19 protein-coding genes are annotated in these 17,072 nt (G+C 39.9%); 3 read left to right on the top strand and 16 right to left on the bottom strand.

Going from position 1 to position 17,072, the window contains the following annotated elements; genetic code table 11:
- Position 1: 1 nt before the first annotated feature.
- From prfB to D8845_RS04265, 15 genes are all read right to left on the bottom strand, one after another.
- Positions 2-1,097, bottom strand: a protein-coding gene (gene prfB, locus D8845_RS04345; RefSeq protein ID WP_100198837.1) for a peptide chain release factor 2 whose coding sequence is annotated in 2 segments (ribosomal slippage) — positions 2-1,024 and positions 1,026-1,097 — 1,095 coding nt in all. Because the reading frame shifts where the segments join, the coding sequence is not laid out codon by codon here.
- Between the two features lie 107 nt (positions 1,098-1,204).
- Complete coding sequence (locus D8845_RS04335; protein ID WP_125452597.1) at positions 1,205-1,861, bottom strand: CBS domain-containing protein; 657 nt, start codon at positions 1,859-1,861, stop codon at positions 1,205-1,207.
- Between the two features lie 152 nt (positions 1,862-2,013).
- Positions 2,014-3,441: a cytosine permease gene (locus D8845_RS04330; RefSeq protein ID WP_125452596.1), complete on the bottom strand. Its 1,428-nt coding sequence runs from the start codon at positions 3,439-3,441 to the stop codon at positions 2,014-2,016.
- 1 nt (position 3,442) lies between these two features.
- Positions 3,443-3,628 (bottom strand): hypothetical protein, encoded by a 186-nt coding sequence (locus D8845_RS04325; RefSeq protein WP_125452595.1) that lies wholly within the window; start codon positions 3,626-3,628, stop codon positions 3,443-3,445.
- Between the two features lies 1 nt (position 3,629).
- Positions 3,630-5,408, bottom strand: a complete 1,779-nt coding sequence (locus D8845_RS04320; RefSeq protein WP_125452594.1) for an NTP transferase domain-containing protein — start codon at positions 5,406-5,408, stop codon at positions 3,630-3,632.
- Between the two features lie 417 nt (positions 5,409-5,825).
- Entirely contained in the window at positions 5,826-6,536 is a 711-nt protein-coding gene (locus tag D8845_RS04315; RefSeq protein WP_000062219.1) for an ABC transporter ATP-binding protein, read from the bottom strand.
- A complete protein-coding gene (locus tag D8845_RS04310; protein ID WP_125452593.1) occupies positions 6,536-7,300 on the bottom strand; it encodes an ABC transporter ATP-binding protein in 765 nt (254 codons plus the stop codon). The genes D8845_RS04315 and D8845_RS04310 overlap by 1 nt, the downstream gene beginning before the upstream one ends.
- Complete coding sequence (locus tag D8845_RS04305; protein WP_033677572.1) at positions 7,300-8,256, bottom strand: branched-chain amino acid ABC transporter permease; 957 nt, start codon at positions 8,254-8,256, stop codon at positions 7,300-7,302. The genes D8845_RS04310 and D8845_RS04305 overlap by 1 nt, the downstream gene beginning before the upstream one ends.
- A 3-nt stretch (positions 8,257-8,259) precedes the next feature.
- On the bottom strand, positions 8,260-9,129 hold the full coding sequence (locus D8845_RS04300; protein WP_125452592.1) for a branched-chain amino acid ABC transporter permease: 870 nt from the start codon (positions 9,127-9,129) through the stop codon (positions 8,260-8,262).
- 115 nt (positions 9,130-9,244) lie between these two features.
- A complete protein-coding gene (locus D8845_RS04295; RefSeq protein ID WP_045611943.1) occupies positions 9,245-10,405 on the bottom strand; it encodes an ABC transporter substrate-binding protein in 1,161 nt (386 codons plus the stop codon).
- A gap of 65 nt (positions 10,406-10,470) precedes the next feature.
- Entirely contained in the window at positions 10,471-10,758 is a 288-nt protein-coding gene (locus D8845_RS04290; protein ID WP_125452591.1) for a YlbG family protein, read from the bottom strand.
- Between the two features lie 78 nt (positions 10,759-10,836).
- Complete coding sequence (gene clpP, locus D8845_RS04280; RefSeq protein WP_000613471.1) at positions 10,837-11,427, bottom strand: ATP-dependent Clp protease proteolytic subunit ClpP; 591 nt, start codon at positions 11,425-11,427, stop codon at positions 10,837-10,839.
- A 172-nt stretch (positions 11,428-11,599) separates the two neighbouring features.
- Positions 11,600-12,229, bottom strand: coding sequence for a uracil phosphoribosyltransferase (upp, locus tag D8845_RS04275; protein ID WP_000515974.1), 630 nt, complete (start codon positions 12,227-12,229; stop codon positions 11,600-11,602).
- An 88-nt stretch (positions 12,230-12,317) separates the two neighbouring features.
- On the bottom strand, positions 12,318-12,785 hold the full coding sequence (locus D8845_RS04270; RefSeq protein WP_000136973.1) for a deoxycytidylate deaminase: 468 nt from the start codon (positions 12,783-12,785) through the stop codon (positions 12,318-12,320).
- 18 nt (positions 12,786-12,803) lie between these two features.
- Positions 12,804-13,361 (bottom strand): TetR/AcrR family transcriptional regulator, encoded by a 558-nt coding sequence (locus D8845_RS04265; RefSeq protein ID WP_000004136.1) that lies wholly within the window; start codon positions 13,359-13,361, stop codon positions 12,804-12,806.
- Between the two features lie 124 nt (positions 13,362-13,485).
- Here D8845_RS04265 and D8845_RS04260 point away from each other — a divergent pair, with 124 nt between their 5' ends.
- From D8845_RS04260 to D8845_RS04250, 3 genes are read left to right on the top strand one after another with little or no spacing between them, the layout of a single operon-like run.
- A complete protein-coding gene (locus D8845_RS04260; protein WP_125452590.1) occupies positions 13,486-14,331 on the top strand; it encodes a DegV family protein in 846 nt (281 codons plus the stop codon).
- A 58-nt stretch (positions 14,332-14,389) separates the two neighbouring features.
- The gene (locus tag D8845_RS04255) at positions 14,390-15,565 is read left to right on the top strand and encodes an NAD(P)/FAD-dependent oxidoreductase (RefSeq protein WP_125452589.1); all 1,176 of its coding nucleotides are present in this window, start codon (positions 14,390-14,392) and stop codon (positions 15,563-15,565) included.
- A gap of 19 nt (positions 15,566-15,584) precedes the next feature.
- Positions 15,585-16,040, top strand: coding sequence for an 8-oxo-dGTP diphosphatase (locus D8845_RS04250; protein ID WP_125452588.1), 456 nt, complete (start codon positions 15,585-15,587; stop codon positions 16,038-16,040).
- 108 nt (positions 16,041-16,148) lie between these two features.
- Here the strand turns inward: D8845_RS04250 and D8845_RS04245 are convergent, their stop codons facing one another.
- Complete coding sequence (locus D8845_RS04245) at positions 16,149-16,889, bottom strand: MerR family transcriptional regulator (RefSeq protein ID WP_125452587.1); 741 nt, start codon at positions 16,887-16,889, stop codon at positions 16,149-16,151.
- Between the last annotated feature and the right edge of the window lie 183 nt (positions 16,890-17,072).

The raw sequence follows: 17,072 nt of genomic DNA, 5'->3' as shown, positions 1-17,072 counted from the left end.
CTTAGCTGATTCTCCACTTGAGATAGGCATCAATAAAACCATCTAGGTCTCCATCCATAACCTTATCTACTTGTGCAACTTCAAAGCTAGTTCGGTGATCTTTTACCATAGTATATGGCGTGAAAACATAAGAACGGATTTGACTTCCCCATGTGATTTCCTTTTTCTCACCCTTGAGGGAATCAACTTCCGCAGCTTTCTTTTCTTGCTCCATTTGATAGAGCTTAGCCTGCAACATCTTCATGGCACGATCTCTATTTCCATACTGGGTACGATCGACCGTTGACTGGACAACAGTCCCAGTTGGAATGTGTGTTAAACGTACACCTGTTGAAACCTTATTGACATTTTGTCCACCAGCTCCACCTGAACGGAAGGTGTCCATCTTGATATCATCTTCACGAATTTCCACTTCAATGGTATCATCCAACTCTGGCATCACTTCTACAGATGTGAAAGAGGTGTGGCGACGTTTAGCAGAGTCAAATGGTGAAATTCGTACCAAACGGTGTACACCCATTTCTGACTTGAGAAGGCCATAGGCATTAGGTCCTTCAAAAGATAAGGTTACTGACTTGATACCAGCTTCATCTCCTGCTTGGTAATCCAAAACTTCTACTTTAAAGCCTTTAGCATTTCCATAGCGAGTGTACATACGAAGCAACATATCACCCCAGTCCTGCGCCTCAGTCCCACCGGATCCTGGATGGATTTCCAAGATGGCATTATTATGGTCATAAGGTTCTGATAATAGAAGGGTCATCTCGTAGCTTGTCATCATCTTATCAAGTTCTGACAACTGTTCAACCAACTCTTCATGCACTGACTCGTCTTCAGCTAAAAAGTCTAATAAAATTTCAACTTCATCCTGCAACTCTTCCATTTTGTGGAAGGTGTTGTAGGTGTTTTTTAATTCATTTAATTCTTGCGACGTTTTTTGGGCCGCTATATTATCGTTCCAAAAATCAGGTTCTGTCATCTTGTTTTCCAAGATGGCAATCTCTTCCTCTAAACCTTCGAGGTCAAAGAGACCCCCTGAAAGAAGCTAATTTTTCACGATTTGCGTCAATTTTTTGACGAATTTCTGAAATGTCCATAAATACTCCTTTTTTATATCGTTTTATTATACCATAATCTATCATTTCTTTCCATCTTTTGCTCTACTCCCCTTTTCATGAAAAAAGAAGCCTTGCGGCTTCCCTTCTTACAAGACTTTTGCTGAAGTACGAGTGATTTCTTCTACTTGAATATTCTCTAATTCAAATTTTTCTTTCAAGGCTGGTAAATCGATTGATCCATCGATTTGCACTTCGATAATCACCTTACCATCTTTACGCGGAATATTTACTGTATGGGAGATATTCAAATTTTCTTCTACAATCAAAGAAACAATCTTTCCGAGAACACCAACTTCATTTTCCGTAACAAAGCGTACACGAATCCCTTCTTCGCCATAACCAGCAATTTCAAGAAAGGCTTGGAAAACGTCACGGTCCGTAATAACTCCATAGACTTGATGGTTATCAACGACAGGAAGAATACCAATCTTGTTTTTCAACATCAAATAAGTTGCATCCTCTAGACTCGCATAGCCTGAAACAGTGACAACATCGCGAATCATGACATCTTTTACTTTTGTCTTATTTAGAAGATAATTCATCTCATAGATAGAAAGACTTGTTGCTTTTGATGGACTTGCTTGTGCAATGGTTCCCTCAGTCACCAAACCAACTAATTGATCATTTTCGATAACAGGCAAGCGGTGCAATCCTTGCTCTCTCATTAAATCTGCTGCATGAGATACTGTTGTATCTGGACTAATATAAACTACCTTGCGGGTCATAAAATCTTTAACTGCCATGAGACTTCTCCTTTTCTATTCTTATCCCTATTATACAATCTTTTTGCAAATCTATCAAACGCTTACATTTCTTTTTCAAAATTTTGAATAATCAGAGAAGTTTTCATAAAATGCCAGTATAAATTAAGAGGGAACCTTAGTCCCCTCTCTTCTTAAATCGTAACAGTGTCTCGATCTTTTATCATATAACGTCTCAATGGGGTAAGACTAGCTAGCCAGTATAATAGGCCTCCGAATATCGCCGTAAAACCACTACCCGTTGTGACTAAGAAAATTGGACTTTGAATTTGTGCTGTTACAGGGTTGTAAACAAATAGTACTGCTACCAATAAAGAGATAAATACACAAGACAAGCCAACCAAGTTAAATCCCTTAGTAAACTCGTAAGCGTCATGACCTTCAAGGAAATAGGCTGAACGCAAGTCGAGTTTTCGTTTTCTTAAGATAAAGTAATCGACAACAATCATACCAATAATTGGCCCCTGAATATAAGCAGCTAGGGAGATGAAGGATCCGAAATACTCTTCCACTCCTCCCCAGATGGTGAGTAGACTCACGTAAATCATGGCAATCCAAACCATTAGCTTATAACTTACTTTAGGCATCCCACTTTTTACAATCATACAGTTCACGTATGATCCTGTCCCTTGGGTTCCAATATTGGCAAAGGCTACTAGTAGTAGACTTAGGAGTGCAAAGGCTGGAGTGCTTAGAGTTGATAGCATTGTTGTTGGATCACTTTCATAAACACCTGTTTTGACAAACATGGCTAGAGCCATAACTCCACCAGTCGCAACGAAGAATGGAGCCACAACTCCGTATGATAAGGCTGTAGCCCAATAACCACTGCGTTCTGATTTTGCTAAACGTGGTAAAACCAATGCCTGTGTAGACCAAGAGAAAGCAAAGGCAACATTTCCTTCCCCAGAGAGCATAAAACGTTCTAATGGCGTCAAATCTCCTTGGGTGGCTGGTTGAATATTCATAATATCAGTTATGGGAACGGCGACAAAGCAGATTCCAACGATAATCAGACCGACAATCAATAAGGCAATAACTAAGAAACGATTGGTCCATTTAATCACTTCTGGACCTCCAAGAGCTATGAGAGTACCGAGAAGAACACAGAGGGTACCGAGAATAGGCGCCCATACTCCCTTTTCTAAACCAAGACCAAAATTGTTTGCCAAATGGATCATAGAACTGGCAAAAAGATTAGCCGCAACAGCATACCATCCAAAGTTAGCCAAACTAATAATGGTTGATAACAGGGCTACACCTCTTTTTCCTAGAACAGCTCTCAACCAAATCCATAAATCAATTCCATATTTAACGGCAAACAAAATAGGAAGACATTCAATAAAGACCCAGATAATGTTAAAGCTGAAAATATTAATCAACATTTGATTAAAGGTCAAATATTGAGCTACATAAGCCCCTTGGGTATAACACCAAGTTGCGATGGCAAAACCACTTGTCGATAGAAAGAGATCCCAAAAAGAATACTGACGATCCTTATTGGTCATAGGGACAATTCCTGTTATGGTTTCTTGTTGGATATAGTCATTCATTTGAGACATGTTATTGAATTCCTCCCGTCATTGCTAAGATAATCAAAACAAGGTTGATTAGGACAAAGAAGATGATTAAAATGAAATCACTTTTTAGAAATGGTTGAACAAACTCGTAGTTTGGTGACTCCATTTCTTCCAATCTTCTCTTTGTTTCAGTTGCTACTAATTCTTCAATTTCGGATGTAGTTTTCATCTTAGTTTTCCTCCCTATACAAATCAAGGGCCAGTTGTCCATATTGTTTAGTATAACGATACCAGATGTAGAGAAACTCACCAACTGGTTTTCCGACACTCTCCTGGAACAAAGCCCATAAGAACCAATAATATGAGGTCACTGCTACATAAGCTAAGTAGTGACGTTTGGTTTTCTTATCTGGTACTTCTTGTAGATAAATTTCAAGTACTTTTTCTGCGTCCTCTACAGTGTAGTTGGAACAAGCGATAAAAGTTCCCAAATCTCCTGCCGGCTCTCCCATTCCAGAATATTCCCAATCAATCAAGCTCATTTCACCTGCTTCATTCAACAAAAAATTGGGACTATAGGAATCACCATGACAAAGAACAACCTGTTTCGAATCATTCTGTAAATAGTTTTTGAGAATTGAAACAGTTTCATCCAATTCCTCGAGACCATCAAACTCAAATCGATTTCTAGCTTTCAATTTTTCTCTAAAATCATTAATTCCCTCAAATTGATCAAAGGAATGTCCCGTTTTTTCTCCAGATTGGTGCAAGCATCTCAAGAGGTCCATTGCTTTTGTCACATCATCCCAATTTTCATAATCAAGTTGCTTAGCATTGGGAATAAATTCTGAAATTTTCCAGCCCTCATACTTGTTCATAGCTACAAAGGTACGGTCAATCTCTAATTTTGCGGCAATTTCCATAGAAACTGCTTCACTAGCTCGATCAATATAATTTTCAGTTCCCCTGCCCGGATGACGGTAAACATATTTTTTCCCTATACAGTCAAATGAAAATGAAGTGTTGGTTAACCCATCTTTTAAAGGCTTGATATTGACAATATCTGATGCCACACACTTTAGTGTCTTACAGATATTATCAATAATAGCTGAGTCTGCATTTATCAAATAACGTTCATCAAATTGACGTAGTTCATCTAGTGAATCAAACTCTTTAACAATATCCGATGAATAGTGACGAGCTTCTAAAAGGAGTTCCTTGACATGGCGACAATAGTAATCCTCCCAAAGCTGTTCCCGATAAGGTTCGTGCTGAAACTCGGTTTCTAATATTTCTTTGAATTTCTCGCTAAATGCACGGTCAAAATACACGTGCCCCACCATGGCCCAAGAATTTTCCCCACCAATCTTGATATCAGTGATTGTGTGATTAGAGTCCTCTATAGCACAATATTCATCCGTTTGACCTTCTGCAAATATAGTCGAGTAGTAACCTCTATAAATATATTGCTCAAAGGGATTTTCCACAAAATAATTATCCGATGAACAAATATAAGTGTTGGAAAGTTGATCTTTAACCAACATAAGAGACGAACAGTTATTATATTTGTAGTAATCATTGTTCACTACAATTTTTACACCAAATTTCTCAGCAAGATAGAACATTTTTTCTTGTAGATAGCCTACAATAACGGTGATATCCTCTATTCCTGCTTCTTGCAGTTGTCTAATTTCCCTCTCAATCAAGCGTTCACCCTTAACTTGAAGCAATCCTTTTGGAATTTCATAAGATAAGGGAGCAAAACGACTACTCATGCCAGCAGCCATTATAATAGCATTTTCTACTCGATAGGGGTCTAAAACTTTCTGGCCTAGTTCAGTTAAGTGATGCTCCTCATCAATCCACTTCTCTTCTTTCAATTTTTTCACCAATGCATTAACTGTACCTAAAGATAGATCTAGCTTTTCAGCTAACTGCCTCTGAGTGAAGGTCTTTTCTTTATGTATCAACATAAAACGCAAAAGTTTAAATTGTTTTTCTGTTACCATTTCTTAGTCCTCCTGTTCAATTTTTAATTATCCATATTATAATATGAACAAAAACAAATGTCAATTCAAACACGAAATCATCTGAGTAAAATTGAGACACCATTTCATTTATTTCCAAAATTCAAACATAAACGAAAAAGCTCCTAAGTTGGAGCTCCAGAACATTTTATCATCTGATGATTAGAAAAGTAATTCCTTGTTATATGATGATTGTTTGACCATCTTCATATAACGATTGAAACGTCCCCTGGATTTGATGACTGCTTCGCAATCTTTATTTGCAACCTAAACTAGTCTCCCAGACTATGCAAAGATTGCTTACGCAATCTCCATCTGCCAACTAAAAGGGCCCCCAGGCTATGCGAAGATTGCTTACGCAATCTCCATCTGCCGACTAAAAAGGGCCCCCGGACCTTTTTAGCCACCTAGATATGCTTTTCTGACTTCTTCTGATGAAGCGAGTTCTTTTCCTGTTCCTGATAGGACGATTTTTCCTGTTTCCAGTACATAGCCTCGGTCAGAGATTGCGAGTGCTTTATTGGCATTTTGTTCAATCAAGAGGACGGTTGTTCCTTGCTTCTGGATATCTTGAATGATATCAAAAATCTCTTGGATAAAGATTGGGGCAAGACCCATTGATGGTTCATCTAAAAGAAGAAGTTTTGGTGTTGACATGAGAGCGCGTCCCATGGCAAGCATTTGTTGTTCCCCTCCTGAAAGAGTGGCTGCATCCTGGTTCTTCCGTTCTTCAAGACGTGGGAAACGTGAGAAAACCTTCTTCAAGTTAGCTTGATTTTCTTCACGGTTTTTCTTTAAGAAAGCTCCCATTTCTAGATTTTCCATAACAGTCAAGCCAGGAAAGACGTGGCGTCCTTCTGGTACTTGTGAAAGACCACCTGCCACGATTTTCTGAGCTGGCATTTTTTGGATTTCTTGACCTAAAAATTCAATCTTTCCTGAACTAGGTCTAACCAAACCAGACAAGGTACGGAGAATGGTTGTCTTCCCAGCACCATTGGCACCGATAAGGGAAACAACTTCTCCTTCATTCACTTCAAAGCTTACATCACGGACTGCTTGGATCATACCGTAATGTACAGAAAGATTTTCAACTTTTAACATCGACATTAGGCTTCACCTCCTAGATAAGCTTCGATAACACGTTTATTGGTCTTAATTTCGTCCGGAGTTCCCTGAGCAATCAAACGACCATATTCAAGTACGTAGATACGTTCTGTAACATCCATGACCAGATTCATATCGTGTTCAATCAGCATGATCGTAATCTGAAATTCATCTTTGATACGACGAATTAACTCGGTCAATTCCGCTGTTTCCTGTGGGTTCATACCTGCTGCTGGTTCATCTAAAAAGAGAATTTTAGGTTCCGTAGCGAGGGCACGAACAATTTCCAAACGACGTTGTTGTCCGTAGGCGAGGTTTTTAGCAAGCGTTTCTGCATCCCCATCTAAATCAAAGATTTTAAGCAATTCCAAGGCTTTAGCCTTTAATTCTTTTTCACTCTTGTAAAAAGCTGGTAAGCGCAAAAAACTAGCAAAAACATGTTGTTTGTGATGATTGCCAAAAGCAATCAAAACATTATCCAAAACCGTTAAATCTTTAAAGAGACGGATATTTTGGAATGTACGTCCAAGTCCCAAGGAAGCAATCTTATATGGTGACTTTCCATTCAAAAGGTGACCATCTAGTGTTACTGTTCCCTCACTTGGTTCATAAACACCCGTCAAGAGGTTGAAAAGGGTGGTTTTCCCAGCTCCATTTGGACCGATTAGTCCAACCAGTTCCCCTTCGTTCAATTCAAGAGTCACATCTCCAACAGCTGTTAGACCGCCAAAATGTTTGGTTAACTGTTTTACTTCAAGTAATGCCATTAGTTTTGTTCCTCCTTCTTAGATTTTTTAAAGAAACGTGATAGGCTCAATTCCCATGTTCCAAGGAGTCCACCTGGTCTGAAAATCATTACCAATACCAAGGCCAAAGCGTAGATAATCATTCGCACGCTAGCAACGTCTTGGAGAAGCATATTCAAAATTCCAAGAACAATAGCTGAAACAATCGCACCTGTAATTGAACCAAGTCCACCAAATACAACAATGATCAATACGTTGATTGAGTTGATGAAAGTGTAATCTTTCGGTACAACTGAACCGATAAATCCTGCCTGAAGTGACCCTGCAATACTTGCAGTAATAGCACCAAAGACAAAGGCGATGATTTTAATTTTAGTCGTATTAACCCCAACTGACTCAGCAGCGATTTCATCCTCACGAACAGAGAGAGTTGAACGACCAATTGGACTACGCAAGAAGTTCAAGGTTGCAATGGTTGTAATCACGACAAAGAAGTAGACCATTTGCCAAGTTGTAAAGTTAGGAATTCCCAAGATACCTGCCGCACCATTTGTAAGGCTTCCACCATTGATGATAAAGATACGGATAATTTCAGATACACCGAGAGTAGCTACTGCAAGATAGTCCCCCTTCAAGCGCAAGGTTGGAATTCCGACAAGTAAGGCAACTGCTCCTGAAAGCAAAGCACCTACAATCATAGCTCCAAAGAAGGCACCGTAGGTTGGTGATTTAGAGCCAATAATAGCAGCGGCATAAGCACCAATCGCCATAAAACCAGCATGCCCAAGTGAAAATTGTCCTGAAAAACCAACAATTAGGTTAAGACCAACAGCCAGAATAATATTAATTCCAATTTGTTGTAAAATCTGTACATAGAATAGGTTGAGTACTCCAACTGAAACCAGTACACTAATCAAACCATAACCAGCTAACAAAAGGAGTAACCATAGAATATTAACTTTTAAATTTTCTTTCATCGTTTACACCTTCTCTTTCACATTCTTACCAAGGATACCAGCTGGGCGGACAATCAAGATCAACAACAAGATTCCATAAACAATGGCATCACGGAAGTCTGACATCCCAAAGGCTGTCGCAAAAGTTTCCAATAGACCAATTACAAAGCCACCGAGAGCCGCACCAGGAATAATCCCGATTCCACCAAGTACTGCGGCAACGAAAGACTTAAGACCTGGAGTAACCCCCATCAAAGGCTCAAGAGAGTTATAATAGAGGGCAATCAGAACACCTGCCGCACCCGCAAGAGCTGAACCCAAAGCAAAGGTAAAGCTGATAGTACGGTTTACATTGATCCCCATCAATTGTGCTGCATCGCTATCTACGGATACTGCACGCATGGCTTTCCCCATCTTAGTCTTTTGAACAATGATTTGTAACAAAATCATCAAAATCAAGGAAATGGCCAAGATCATTAACTGCACATTTGTTAGGCTAATTGGTCCCAAATCATAGCGAACTGTTTGAATCGCTTGAGGGAAGGCACGGGTATTGGCACCAACCAGATAGACCATGCCATACTCCAATAGGAAAGAAACCCCAATAGCTGTAATCAAAACAGCAATACGAGTAGAGTGACGCAAAGGTCGGTAAGCAAGGAACTCAATCACGACACCAAGAATGGCTGTCGCTAGCATAGCTACAATAAGAGCTACAAAAAAATTCATTTGGAAAGAATTAATCAAGAAATAACCGATAAAGGCTCCCATCATATAAATATCACCGTGGGCGAAGTTGATGAGCTTGATAATTCCGTAAACCATGGTATATCCTAGTGCTAACAGCGCATAAACACTACCTAGAATCAAACCATTTACTAGTTGTTGGAGCATAAGATTCACTCTTTCTATTTATAATTTTGAGGGTTTCCCCTCACTTTTTGATAGGTTCTTAAACATCGAAACAGGGAGTGAGTCAGAGGCTCATTCCCTATTTCAATATTTTCTATTATGGTTTTACAACTTCTGCTGCTTCAACCTTACCATTGTTCATGGTCATCATGTAAGCAGTTTTGACTGTGTTGTGGTCTGCATCGAAGCTTGTTTGACCAGTTACACCTTCAAAGTCTTTTGTTTTAGCAAGATTATCCTTAATCTCACCTGAATTTTTAGCACCTTTTGCTGCGTTTGCTACAAGGTGAACTGAATCATAAGCCAAGGCTGCAAATGTTGAAGGCTCTTCATTGTACTTAGCACGGTAAGCGTCAAGGAAGGCTTTTGCTTTAGCTGAAACTTCTACAGTAGTTGAGAAGCCTGAGATAAAGTAGATGTTTGATGCTTTTTCAGCAGTTGCTTGTTGTACAAACTCCTCACCGTTGAATCCATCACCACCAACGATTGGTTTGTCAATTCCCATACCACGCGCTTGGTTTACAATTTTACCAGCTTCAGTGTAGTAACCAGGAACGATGATAGCATCAAAATCTTTCCCTTTCATTTTTGTAAGGGCTGCTTGGAAGTCTGTGTCACCTGCTACGAAAGTTTCATCTGCAACGATTTCACCTTTGTAAGCTTCACGGAAGGCTTTGGCAATACCTTTAGCATAGTCGCTGGCATTGTCAGTGTAAAGAACAACTTTCTTAGCTTGCAATTTATCAGAAACATAGTTTGAGATAATTTTTCCTTGGAAGCTATCTTGGAAAGTTCCGATAAAGAGGTAATCTTGACCTTTAGTCAATCCATCTTGAGTCGCACTTGGCGAAATCAATGGAACACCTGCTTTTGTAGCATTCGCTACCGCAGCTGCAGTTGCACCAGATGTCGCAGGTCCTACGATTGCTGATACTTTAGATTGAGTTACAAGGTTAGTTGTTACTGAAGCAGCCTCTGCTGTTTCAGACTTGTTATCTTTATCAACTACTTCGATTTGTTTTCCATCGATACCACCTGCAGCATTGATTTCATCAACAGCAAGTTGGGCACCTTTTTGTTCAGATGTTCCGTAAGCTGCTACGGCACCAGTTTCCTCAAAGTTAAATCCAATTTTAATTGTCTTTTCATCTACTGAGTTACCAGCAGCGTTTGACGCTCCAGACTTCACTTCTCCACAGGCTGCAAGAAGTGCTACACTTGCAAGCGCCACAAACGATAGGGCAAATTTTTTCTTCATCTTTTTTGTCTCCTTATTCTTAAATAAATAGCATATTAAGAATATACCGAATTATCAGAAAATTGTCAACACTTTTCTTGAACTTTTTCGATGATAACGTTTTCCTCTCGATAAAGATTGCCCACAAAGGGTGTTTCCAGCTCTTGGATATGACAAACTCTGACTTTTTTTATAAACTTTTCCTTGCTCAAGCGCCCAATCAATTGCTCCACTTCTTGAGTTGGAACATAGAGTTGTAAGTAACGACGTTTCTTGGAATGATAGGTAATATCTCCATAATCCTGCAGTTTTTTGGCATCACGATTATAGTAAAGATAGATAATCAAGCCAGATCGATTGACTTTTTCAAACATGGTAAATCCTCTTTCTAAGAAATCTCTCCCTATTATACCAAAAAAAGCAAACCCAGTCGAGTTTGCCTTCTATCATCATTAATTCAATGAATTGTTGGCCATGATTTCATCAATAAAGCCATATTCAAGTGTTTCTTGGGCGCTCATCCAATTATCGCGTTCTGCATCTGCATGGACTTTTTCGATTGACTGACCTGAATTTTCAGCCAAGATTTTTTCTAAGATGTTACGAGTTTTGAGCAAGTGTTCTGCAGCAATCGCCATATCGGTTTGTTGAGTACCACCACCTGTACCACCCATTGGTTGGTGGATCATATACTCTGCATTTGGAAGCATGAAACGTTTGCCTTTTGCTCCACTTGACGCGATGACAGTCCCCATAGATGCAGCCATCCCCATAACGATAGTTTGGACATCTGCCTTGATAAAGTTCATAGTATCAACGATTGCCAAACCAGCTGAAACAGAACCACCAGGTGTATTGACATAAAGGTAAATATCTTTTGTACTATCTTGGGCATCCAAGAAAAGCAACTGGGCAATAACAGAGTTAGCCATGTTATCTTCAACTGGGCCTGTCAGCATAATGATGCGGTCTTTGAGAAGACGTGAGTAAATATCGTAGGAACGTTCTCCACGGCTTGTTTGTTCAATAACTACAGGAATCATTCAATTCTCCTTTTGAGTTTTAATTTTGTTGGTCAAATGACTGAAGATAAGACTATTATAATATCTAGGTCAAAAAAGGTCAAATTTTTGCTCTGTTTTCATTAGACAGAAACAAAAATTCAACCTCCTTTCGTGACTGGAAATACTTTTCCAAGTCAATCTCTTTTTAATTTTATTTTGTACCGAACAAGCGGTCCCCAGCATCTCCAAGACCTGGAACGATATAACCGTGTTCGTTCAAGCGTTCATCCAAGGCTGCTGTAAAGATTTCTACATCTGGATGAGCTTCTTGAAGGGCTTTTACACCTTCTGGAGCAGATACAAGGCAGACAAATTTGATATTTGATGCGCCACGTTTTTTAAGAGAATCAACAGCCAAGATTGCTGAGCCACCTGTTGCCAACATTGGGTCTACCACAAAAATTTGACGTTGGTCAATGTCCTCAGGCAATTTCACCAAGTACTCAACTGGTTGAAGCGTTTCTTCATCACGGTACATACCAATGTGGCCAACTTTAGCAGCTGGAACCAAGCTCAAAAGTCCATCCACCATCCCGATACCTGCACGCAAGATTGGAACGATGGCCAATTTCTTACCAGCCAATTGTTTTTGAACTGTTTTTGTGATTGGTGTTTCGATTTCCACATCTTCTAGTGGAAGATCACGAAGTACTTCATATCCCATCAACATTGCAATCTCATCTACTAGCTCACGGAAAGCTTTTGTAGAAGTATCTGTACGACGCAAGATTGACAATTTGTGTTGAATCAGTGGATGATTAATAACTTCAATTTTTCCCATTTTTGGAGTTCCTTCTTTCAATTTATTCTTCTTATTATACCAAAAAATGGTTTAAAAATCTTTCTAAACCATTTATTTTCGATAATTTTTACATTAAATCTGCCTCTTTAAGAGCTGCCTGTACGGTCTCAAGTGGTAGATGGGTCAATTCTGTCCCTTTTTCTTGATAAAGGTATTGGGCATAGTCATCCATTCGGTACTGGTTGATATAAACCACGCGCTTGCAGCCGACCTGCAGCAATTGTTTTGTACAGTTGAGACAAGGAAAATGGGTCACATAGGCTGTAAAGCCTTTAGGAACACCACGTTCTGCACCTTGAAGGATAGCATTAACCTCAGCGTGAAGGGTGCGAACACAGTGGCCTTCGATGACCAGACATTCGTGATCAATACAATGCTCGGTTCCTGACACCGAACCATTGTAACCAGTGGAAATAACCTTATTATCTTTTACCAGAATCGCGCCCACTTTGGCACGTTTACAAGTGGAACGATTGGCAATTAGTAATGCTTGGGCTGCAAAATACTCATCCCAGGCCAGTCTTTTTTCAGTCATATCTCTTCTCCTTTTTCTCTATTTTTTAAAAAATGGTAACCGTAAATCCGCAATCTTTTCAGCAGGTACCTTCATGCCATCCTTGATCCATTTTAGGAGGACAGAGACGATGGCCGAGCTCCAAAAGGAATGAAGATAAGAGCTGACACCTTTTGATTTCCCATGGTATTTTTCTAGAAATTCCTGCATGGCTTGGACAAAGATTTTTTCCAGATGGTAATCCAAGGCCAGTTGAATCACTCTGGCTTCCTTTCTTGCCTCTCGGAAAAGGTGAACCCAGACCAGATAAAGGTCTGTCTTTAAATCATAATGGTGTAGCTGTTCCATGATGTTGTGGACAGTTCGTTTAAAGACACTCTCTAAAATTTCCTCTTTAGAATCATAATTGCGATAAAAGGCCGCACGCGAAACACCTGCACGTTTGACCAATTCAGAAATACTAATCTTGGTCAAGTCCTTTTTTTCCAAGAGCTGCAAGAGGGCTGTTTCGATGGCTTCTCTAGTTAATAAATTAGATTCTTGGTTTGATTTTCTGAGATTTTCAAGAGATTTTTCAGAGATTCTACGTTCAGACATAACATTTTCTTTCTACTTGTCACAACAGACGGATAAGGCTTTTGTTTCAAGGGTTTTCATGATATAATTGTAAAAAAAGACAGAACCTTTGTCAATGTATAACTGACAAAGATGGAGAATTTCTATGACTTGGAAGATTATTGCTGACTCTGGTTGTGATTATCGTCAACTGGCAAAGCCAGCTATCGATACAACCTTTGTAAGTGTCCCCTTAACCATTCAAGTAGCTGAGCAGGTCTTTGTTGATGATGCTAGTCTTGACATTGACCAAATGATGGAAACCATGTATGCAACTGCAGAAGCTTCAAAATCAGCTTGTCCAAGCCCAGATGATTATTTGCGAGCATTTGAAGGAGCCAAAAACATTTTCCTAGTAACCATCACTGGTACTCTTTCTGGCAGCCACAATAGTGCTCAATTAGCTAAGAATATTTATCTGGAAGACCATCCTGACACTAAAATTCATGTGATTGATAGTTTGTCTGCTGGTGGGGAAGTTGACTTGCTCGTAGAAAAATTAAATGACTTGATTGACCAGGGCTTGTCTTTTGAAGAAGTGGTTGAAGCTATCACTGCCTATCAAGAAAAAACCAAGTTACTTTTTGTCCTAGCTAAAGTCGATAACTTGGTGAAGAACGGCCGTTTGAGTAAGCTTATCGGTACAGTCGTTGGCCTTCTCAACATCCGTATGGTTGGAGAAGCTAGTGAAACTGGAACTCTCGAATTGCTACAAAAAGCAAGAGGAGCAAAGAAATCAGTTCAGGCAGCCTATGAAGAGTTGGTGAAGGCTGGATATGCTGGAGGCCGTATTATCATGGCCCAACGCAATAACGAGAAATGTTGCCAACAGCTCTCAGAACGAATTCGCGAGACCTTCCCACAAGCGGATATCAAGATTCTACCAACCTCTGGTCTCTGCAGTTTCTATGCAGAAGATGGTGGTTTGCTGATGGGATATGAAATTGATTAATTACATTCTTGACAAGAGGTGACCATCATCTCTTGTTTTTTTGTGGTACAATAGAGCTATGAAACATTTTGATACTATTGTTATCGGTGGAGGTCCTGCTGGTATGATGGCTACGATTTCCAGTAGCTTTTATGGACAGAAAACCCTCCTCATCGAAAAAAATCGGAAACTTGGAAAAAAATTAGCTGGGACTGGTGGGGGACGTTGCAATGTAACCAACAACGGAACTCTAGATGACCTACTAGCTGGAATCCCTGGAAATGGGCGCTTTCTCTACAGTGTATTCTCCCAGTTTGATAACCATGATATCATTAACTTTTTTACAGAAAATGGGGTTAAACTTAAGGTCGAGGACCACGGACGCGTCTTTCCTGCTACTGACAAGTCTCGGACAATTATAGAGGCCTTGGAAAAGAAAATCACTGAGTTAGGTGGTCAAGTTTCTACTCAAACCGAGATTGTTTCGGTTAAAAAGGTAGATAAGCAATTTGTTCTTAAATCAGCCGACCAAACCTTCACTTGTGATAAACTCATTGTCACAACTGGTGGAAAATCCTATCCTTCTACTGGTTCGACTGGTTTTGGTCACGAGATTGCCCGTCATTTTAAGCACACTATTACCGAACTTGAGGCTGCCGAAAGTCCTTTATTGACAGATTTTCCACACAAGGCCTTGCAGGGGATTTCGTTGGACGATGTGACCCTAAGCTATGGCAAGCATGTCATCACTCACGATTTGCTCTTTACCCACTTTGGTTTGTCTGGCCCTGCTGCCCTGCGTATGTCTAGCTTTGTCAAGGGTGGGGAGGTTCTCTCACTGGATGTTTTCCCTCAACTTTCTGAGAAGGACTTGGCTGCATTCCTAGAAGAAAATCGTGAAAAATCCTTGAAAAACGCTTTAAAAACTTTGCTTCCAGAACGCTTGGCAGAATTTTTTGTGCAAGGCTATCCTGACAAAGTCAAACAGTTGACTGAAAAGGAAAAAGAACAACTTCTCCAGTCTATTAAGGGACTTAAAATCCCTGTGACTGGTAAAATGTCCCTCGCCAAGTCATTTGTTACCAAGGGTGGCGTCAGTCTCAAGGAAATCAATCCTAAGACTCTAGAAAGTAAGCTGACCCCTGGTCTCCACTTTGCTGGTGAGGTACTGGATATCAATGCCCACACAGGTGGGTTTAACATCACTTCTGCTCTCTGCACTGGTTGGGTGGCAGGAAGTCTACATTACGATTAAACATCAAAGGTTGTGAAAAATGAGCAGAAGAGAATCAGTCGAATTTGTCAACATGTGCTTGATTAAAAATGGGGACAAGGTCCTAGTTCAAGACCGAGTTAGTCCTAACTGGCCTGGCATTACTTTTCCTGGTGGCCATGTTGAACGTGGCGAGTCCTTTGTTGATGCTGTCATTCGTGAAGTGAAAGAAGAAACAGGTCTGACCGTTTGTAAACCCCAACTCTGTGGTATCAAAGACTGGTATGATGATGCAGATTATCGCTATGTTGTCCTCTTTTACAAAACAGAACACTTTACTGGTGAGCTCCAATCTTCAGACGAAGGAAAAGTCTGGTGGGAAGATTTTGAAAATCTATCTCATCTAAAATTAGCTACTGAGGATATGTCTGACATGCTTCGTGTTTTTCTCGAAGAGGACCTCAGTGAATTCTTTTACTACAAGGATGGAGAAGACTGGTCTTACCAACTCAAATAACAGTAAATCGGCAGAGATCACTCCGCCGATTTTTATCTTATCTAATTCTGTGTCTTCCTACTAAAATTCTGTTACTGGCTTTGTCAGTCCTAGCTTAGTCTGTGAGTTTTATCGAGTTTGTGTGCTTACATAGTGAGCAATGACATCTGATGTGTACTGGGCTGTTCCAGGTCCAAATTTATCAATATTTTCCTTAAACTCAGGGTTATAGACGTAGCCTTTACCAATATGACCGAAGACTTCAATGGAGCAGTCAAATCCATAAGTACGTATGGCTTGCAAGAGTTTAGCAGCTTCTTCTTGATTTTCGTTTGCTGTTACAGGTAGATCAGCTTGAAGATTTTGTGCCAATGCTTGAAAGACTTGATTGAAGGCAGCCGTAGCCTCATCTTCGTGATCTTTTTGGCGCTCGAGCGCTTGGTCCATCACTTCTTGTCCATATTTCTCTACCGCCTCTTGGTGGTATTTTTGATGGTCTTGGTAGTTAAATCCAGCAAATTTCTCTTGAATGCTCATTTCTCTTTCTCCTTTTTGTTCTTGAATGGTTTTTTGCAAGGTTGAAATCAAGGTATCCAGATGTTCCCTTTCTCGAGTCAAATAGTCCAACTGCCTGGTCAAATGAGGCAATAAATCTGTCCTTTCTTCCTTTAATAGCTCTGCTATTTTTTCTAAAGAAAAGCCTAGATATTTATAGTAAAGAATGACCTGAAGGCGTTCCAAATCCTCCTGACTGTAGGTTCGATAGCCGTTTTCCGACTTTACAGGAACCAAAAGCCCTACCTTATCGTAGTGATGCAGGGTCTTGACAGAGACGCCCGAAAGCTGCGCAGCTTCTTTTATATGGTACATGATTTCATCCTTACATTGATAGTATAACCCCTTCCCTTAGGTCAGAGTCAAGCGTTTTTGCGAAATTTTTTACTTTATCATAACATGAAAATGGTTTTCTTGACAGACCTTAGAAAACATGATAGGATAGTCAAGTCTATCAATCAAAAGAAACGCTCATTTTGAGTACTTATTAGGCTAGTT

The sequence above is a fragment of the Streptococcus mitis genome (assembly GCF_003942865.1).
GTDB lineage: Bacteria > Bacillota > Bacilli > Lactobacillales > Streptococcaceae > Streptococcus > Streptococcus mitis_BI.
This window is presented reverse-complemented; position numbering and strand designations above follow the sequence as displayed.

What these genes read in the sequence shown, in the direction of transcription:
- D8845_RS04335 (WP_125452597.1), bottom strand. Translation starts at nt 1,861, where the DNA reads ATGGCAGTTAAAGATTTTATGACCCGCAAGGTAGTTTATATTAGTCCA.
- D8845_RS04330 (WP_125452596.1), bottom strand. Translation starts at nt 3,441, where the DNA reads ATGTCTCAAATGAATGACTATATCCAACAAGAAACCATAACAGGAATT.
- D8845_RS04325 (WP_125452595.1), bottom strand. Translation starts at nt 3,628, where the DNA reads ATGAAAACTACATCCGAAATTGAAGAATTAGTAGCAACTGAAACAAAG.
- D8845_RS04320 (WP_125452594.1), bottom strand. Translation starts at nt 5,408, where the DNA reads ATGGTAACAGAAAAACAATTTAAACTTTTGCGTTTTATGTTGATACAT.
- D8845_RS04315 (WP_000062219.1), bottom strand. Translation starts at nt 6,536, where the DNA reads ATGTCGATGTTAAAAGTTGAAAATCTTTCTGTACATTACGGTATGATC.
- D8845_RS04310 (WP_125452593.1), bottom strand. Translation starts at nt 7,300, where the DNA reads ATGGCATTACTTGAAGTAAAACAGTTAACCAAACATTTTGGCGGTCTA.
- D8845_RS04305 (WP_033677572.1), bottom strand. Translation starts at nt 8,256, where the DNA reads ATGAAAGAAAATTTAAAAGTTAATATTCTATGGTTACTCCTTTTGTTA.
- D8845_RS04300 (WP_125452592.1), bottom strand. Translation starts at nt 9,129, where the DNA reads ATGCTCCAACAACTAGTAAATGGTTTGATTCTAGGTAGTGTTTATGCG.
- D8845_RS04295 (WP_045611943.1), bottom strand. Translation starts at nt 10,405, where the DNA reads ATGAAGAAAAAATTTGCCCTATCGTTTGTGGCGCTTGCAAGTGTAGCA.
- D8845_RS04290 (WP_125452591.1), bottom strand. Translation starts at nt 10,758, where the DNA reads ATGTTTGAAAAAGTCAATCGATCTGGCTTGATTATCTATCTTTACTAT.
- clpP (WP_000613471.1), bottom strand. Translation starts at nt 11,427, where the DNA reads ATGATTCCTGTAGTTATTGAACAAACAAGCCGTGGAGAACGTTCCTAC.
- upp (WP_000515974.1), bottom strand. Translation starts at nt 12,229, where the DNA reads ATGGGAAAAATTGAAGTTATTAATCATCCACTGATTCAACACAAATTG.
- D8845_RS04270 (WP_000136973.1), bottom strand. Translation starts at nt 12,785, where the DNA reads ATGACTGAAAAAAGACTGGCCTGGGATGAGTATTTTGCAGCCCAAGCA.
- D8845_RS04265 (WP_000004136.1), bottom strand. Translation starts at nt 13,361, where the DNA reads ATGTCTGAACGTAGAATCTCTGAAAAATCTCTTGAAAATCTCAGAAAA.
- D8845_RS04260 (WP_125452590.1), top strand. Translation starts at nt 13,486, where the DNA reads ATGACTTGGAAGATTATTGCTGACTCTGGTTGTGATTATCGTCAACTG.
- D8845_RS04255 (WP_125452589.1), top strand. Translation starts at nt 14,390, where the DNA reads ATGAAACATTTTGATACTATTGTTATCGGTGGAGGTCCTGCTGGTATG.
- D8845_RS04250 (WP_125452588.1), top strand. Translation starts at nt 15,585, where the DNA reads ATGAGCAGAAGAGAATCAGTCGAATTTGTCAACATGTGCTTGATTAAA.
- D8845_RS04245 (WP_125452587.1), bottom strand. Translation starts at nt 16,889, where the DNA reads ATGTACCATATAAAAGAAGCTGCGCAGCTTTCGGGCGTCTCTGTCAAG.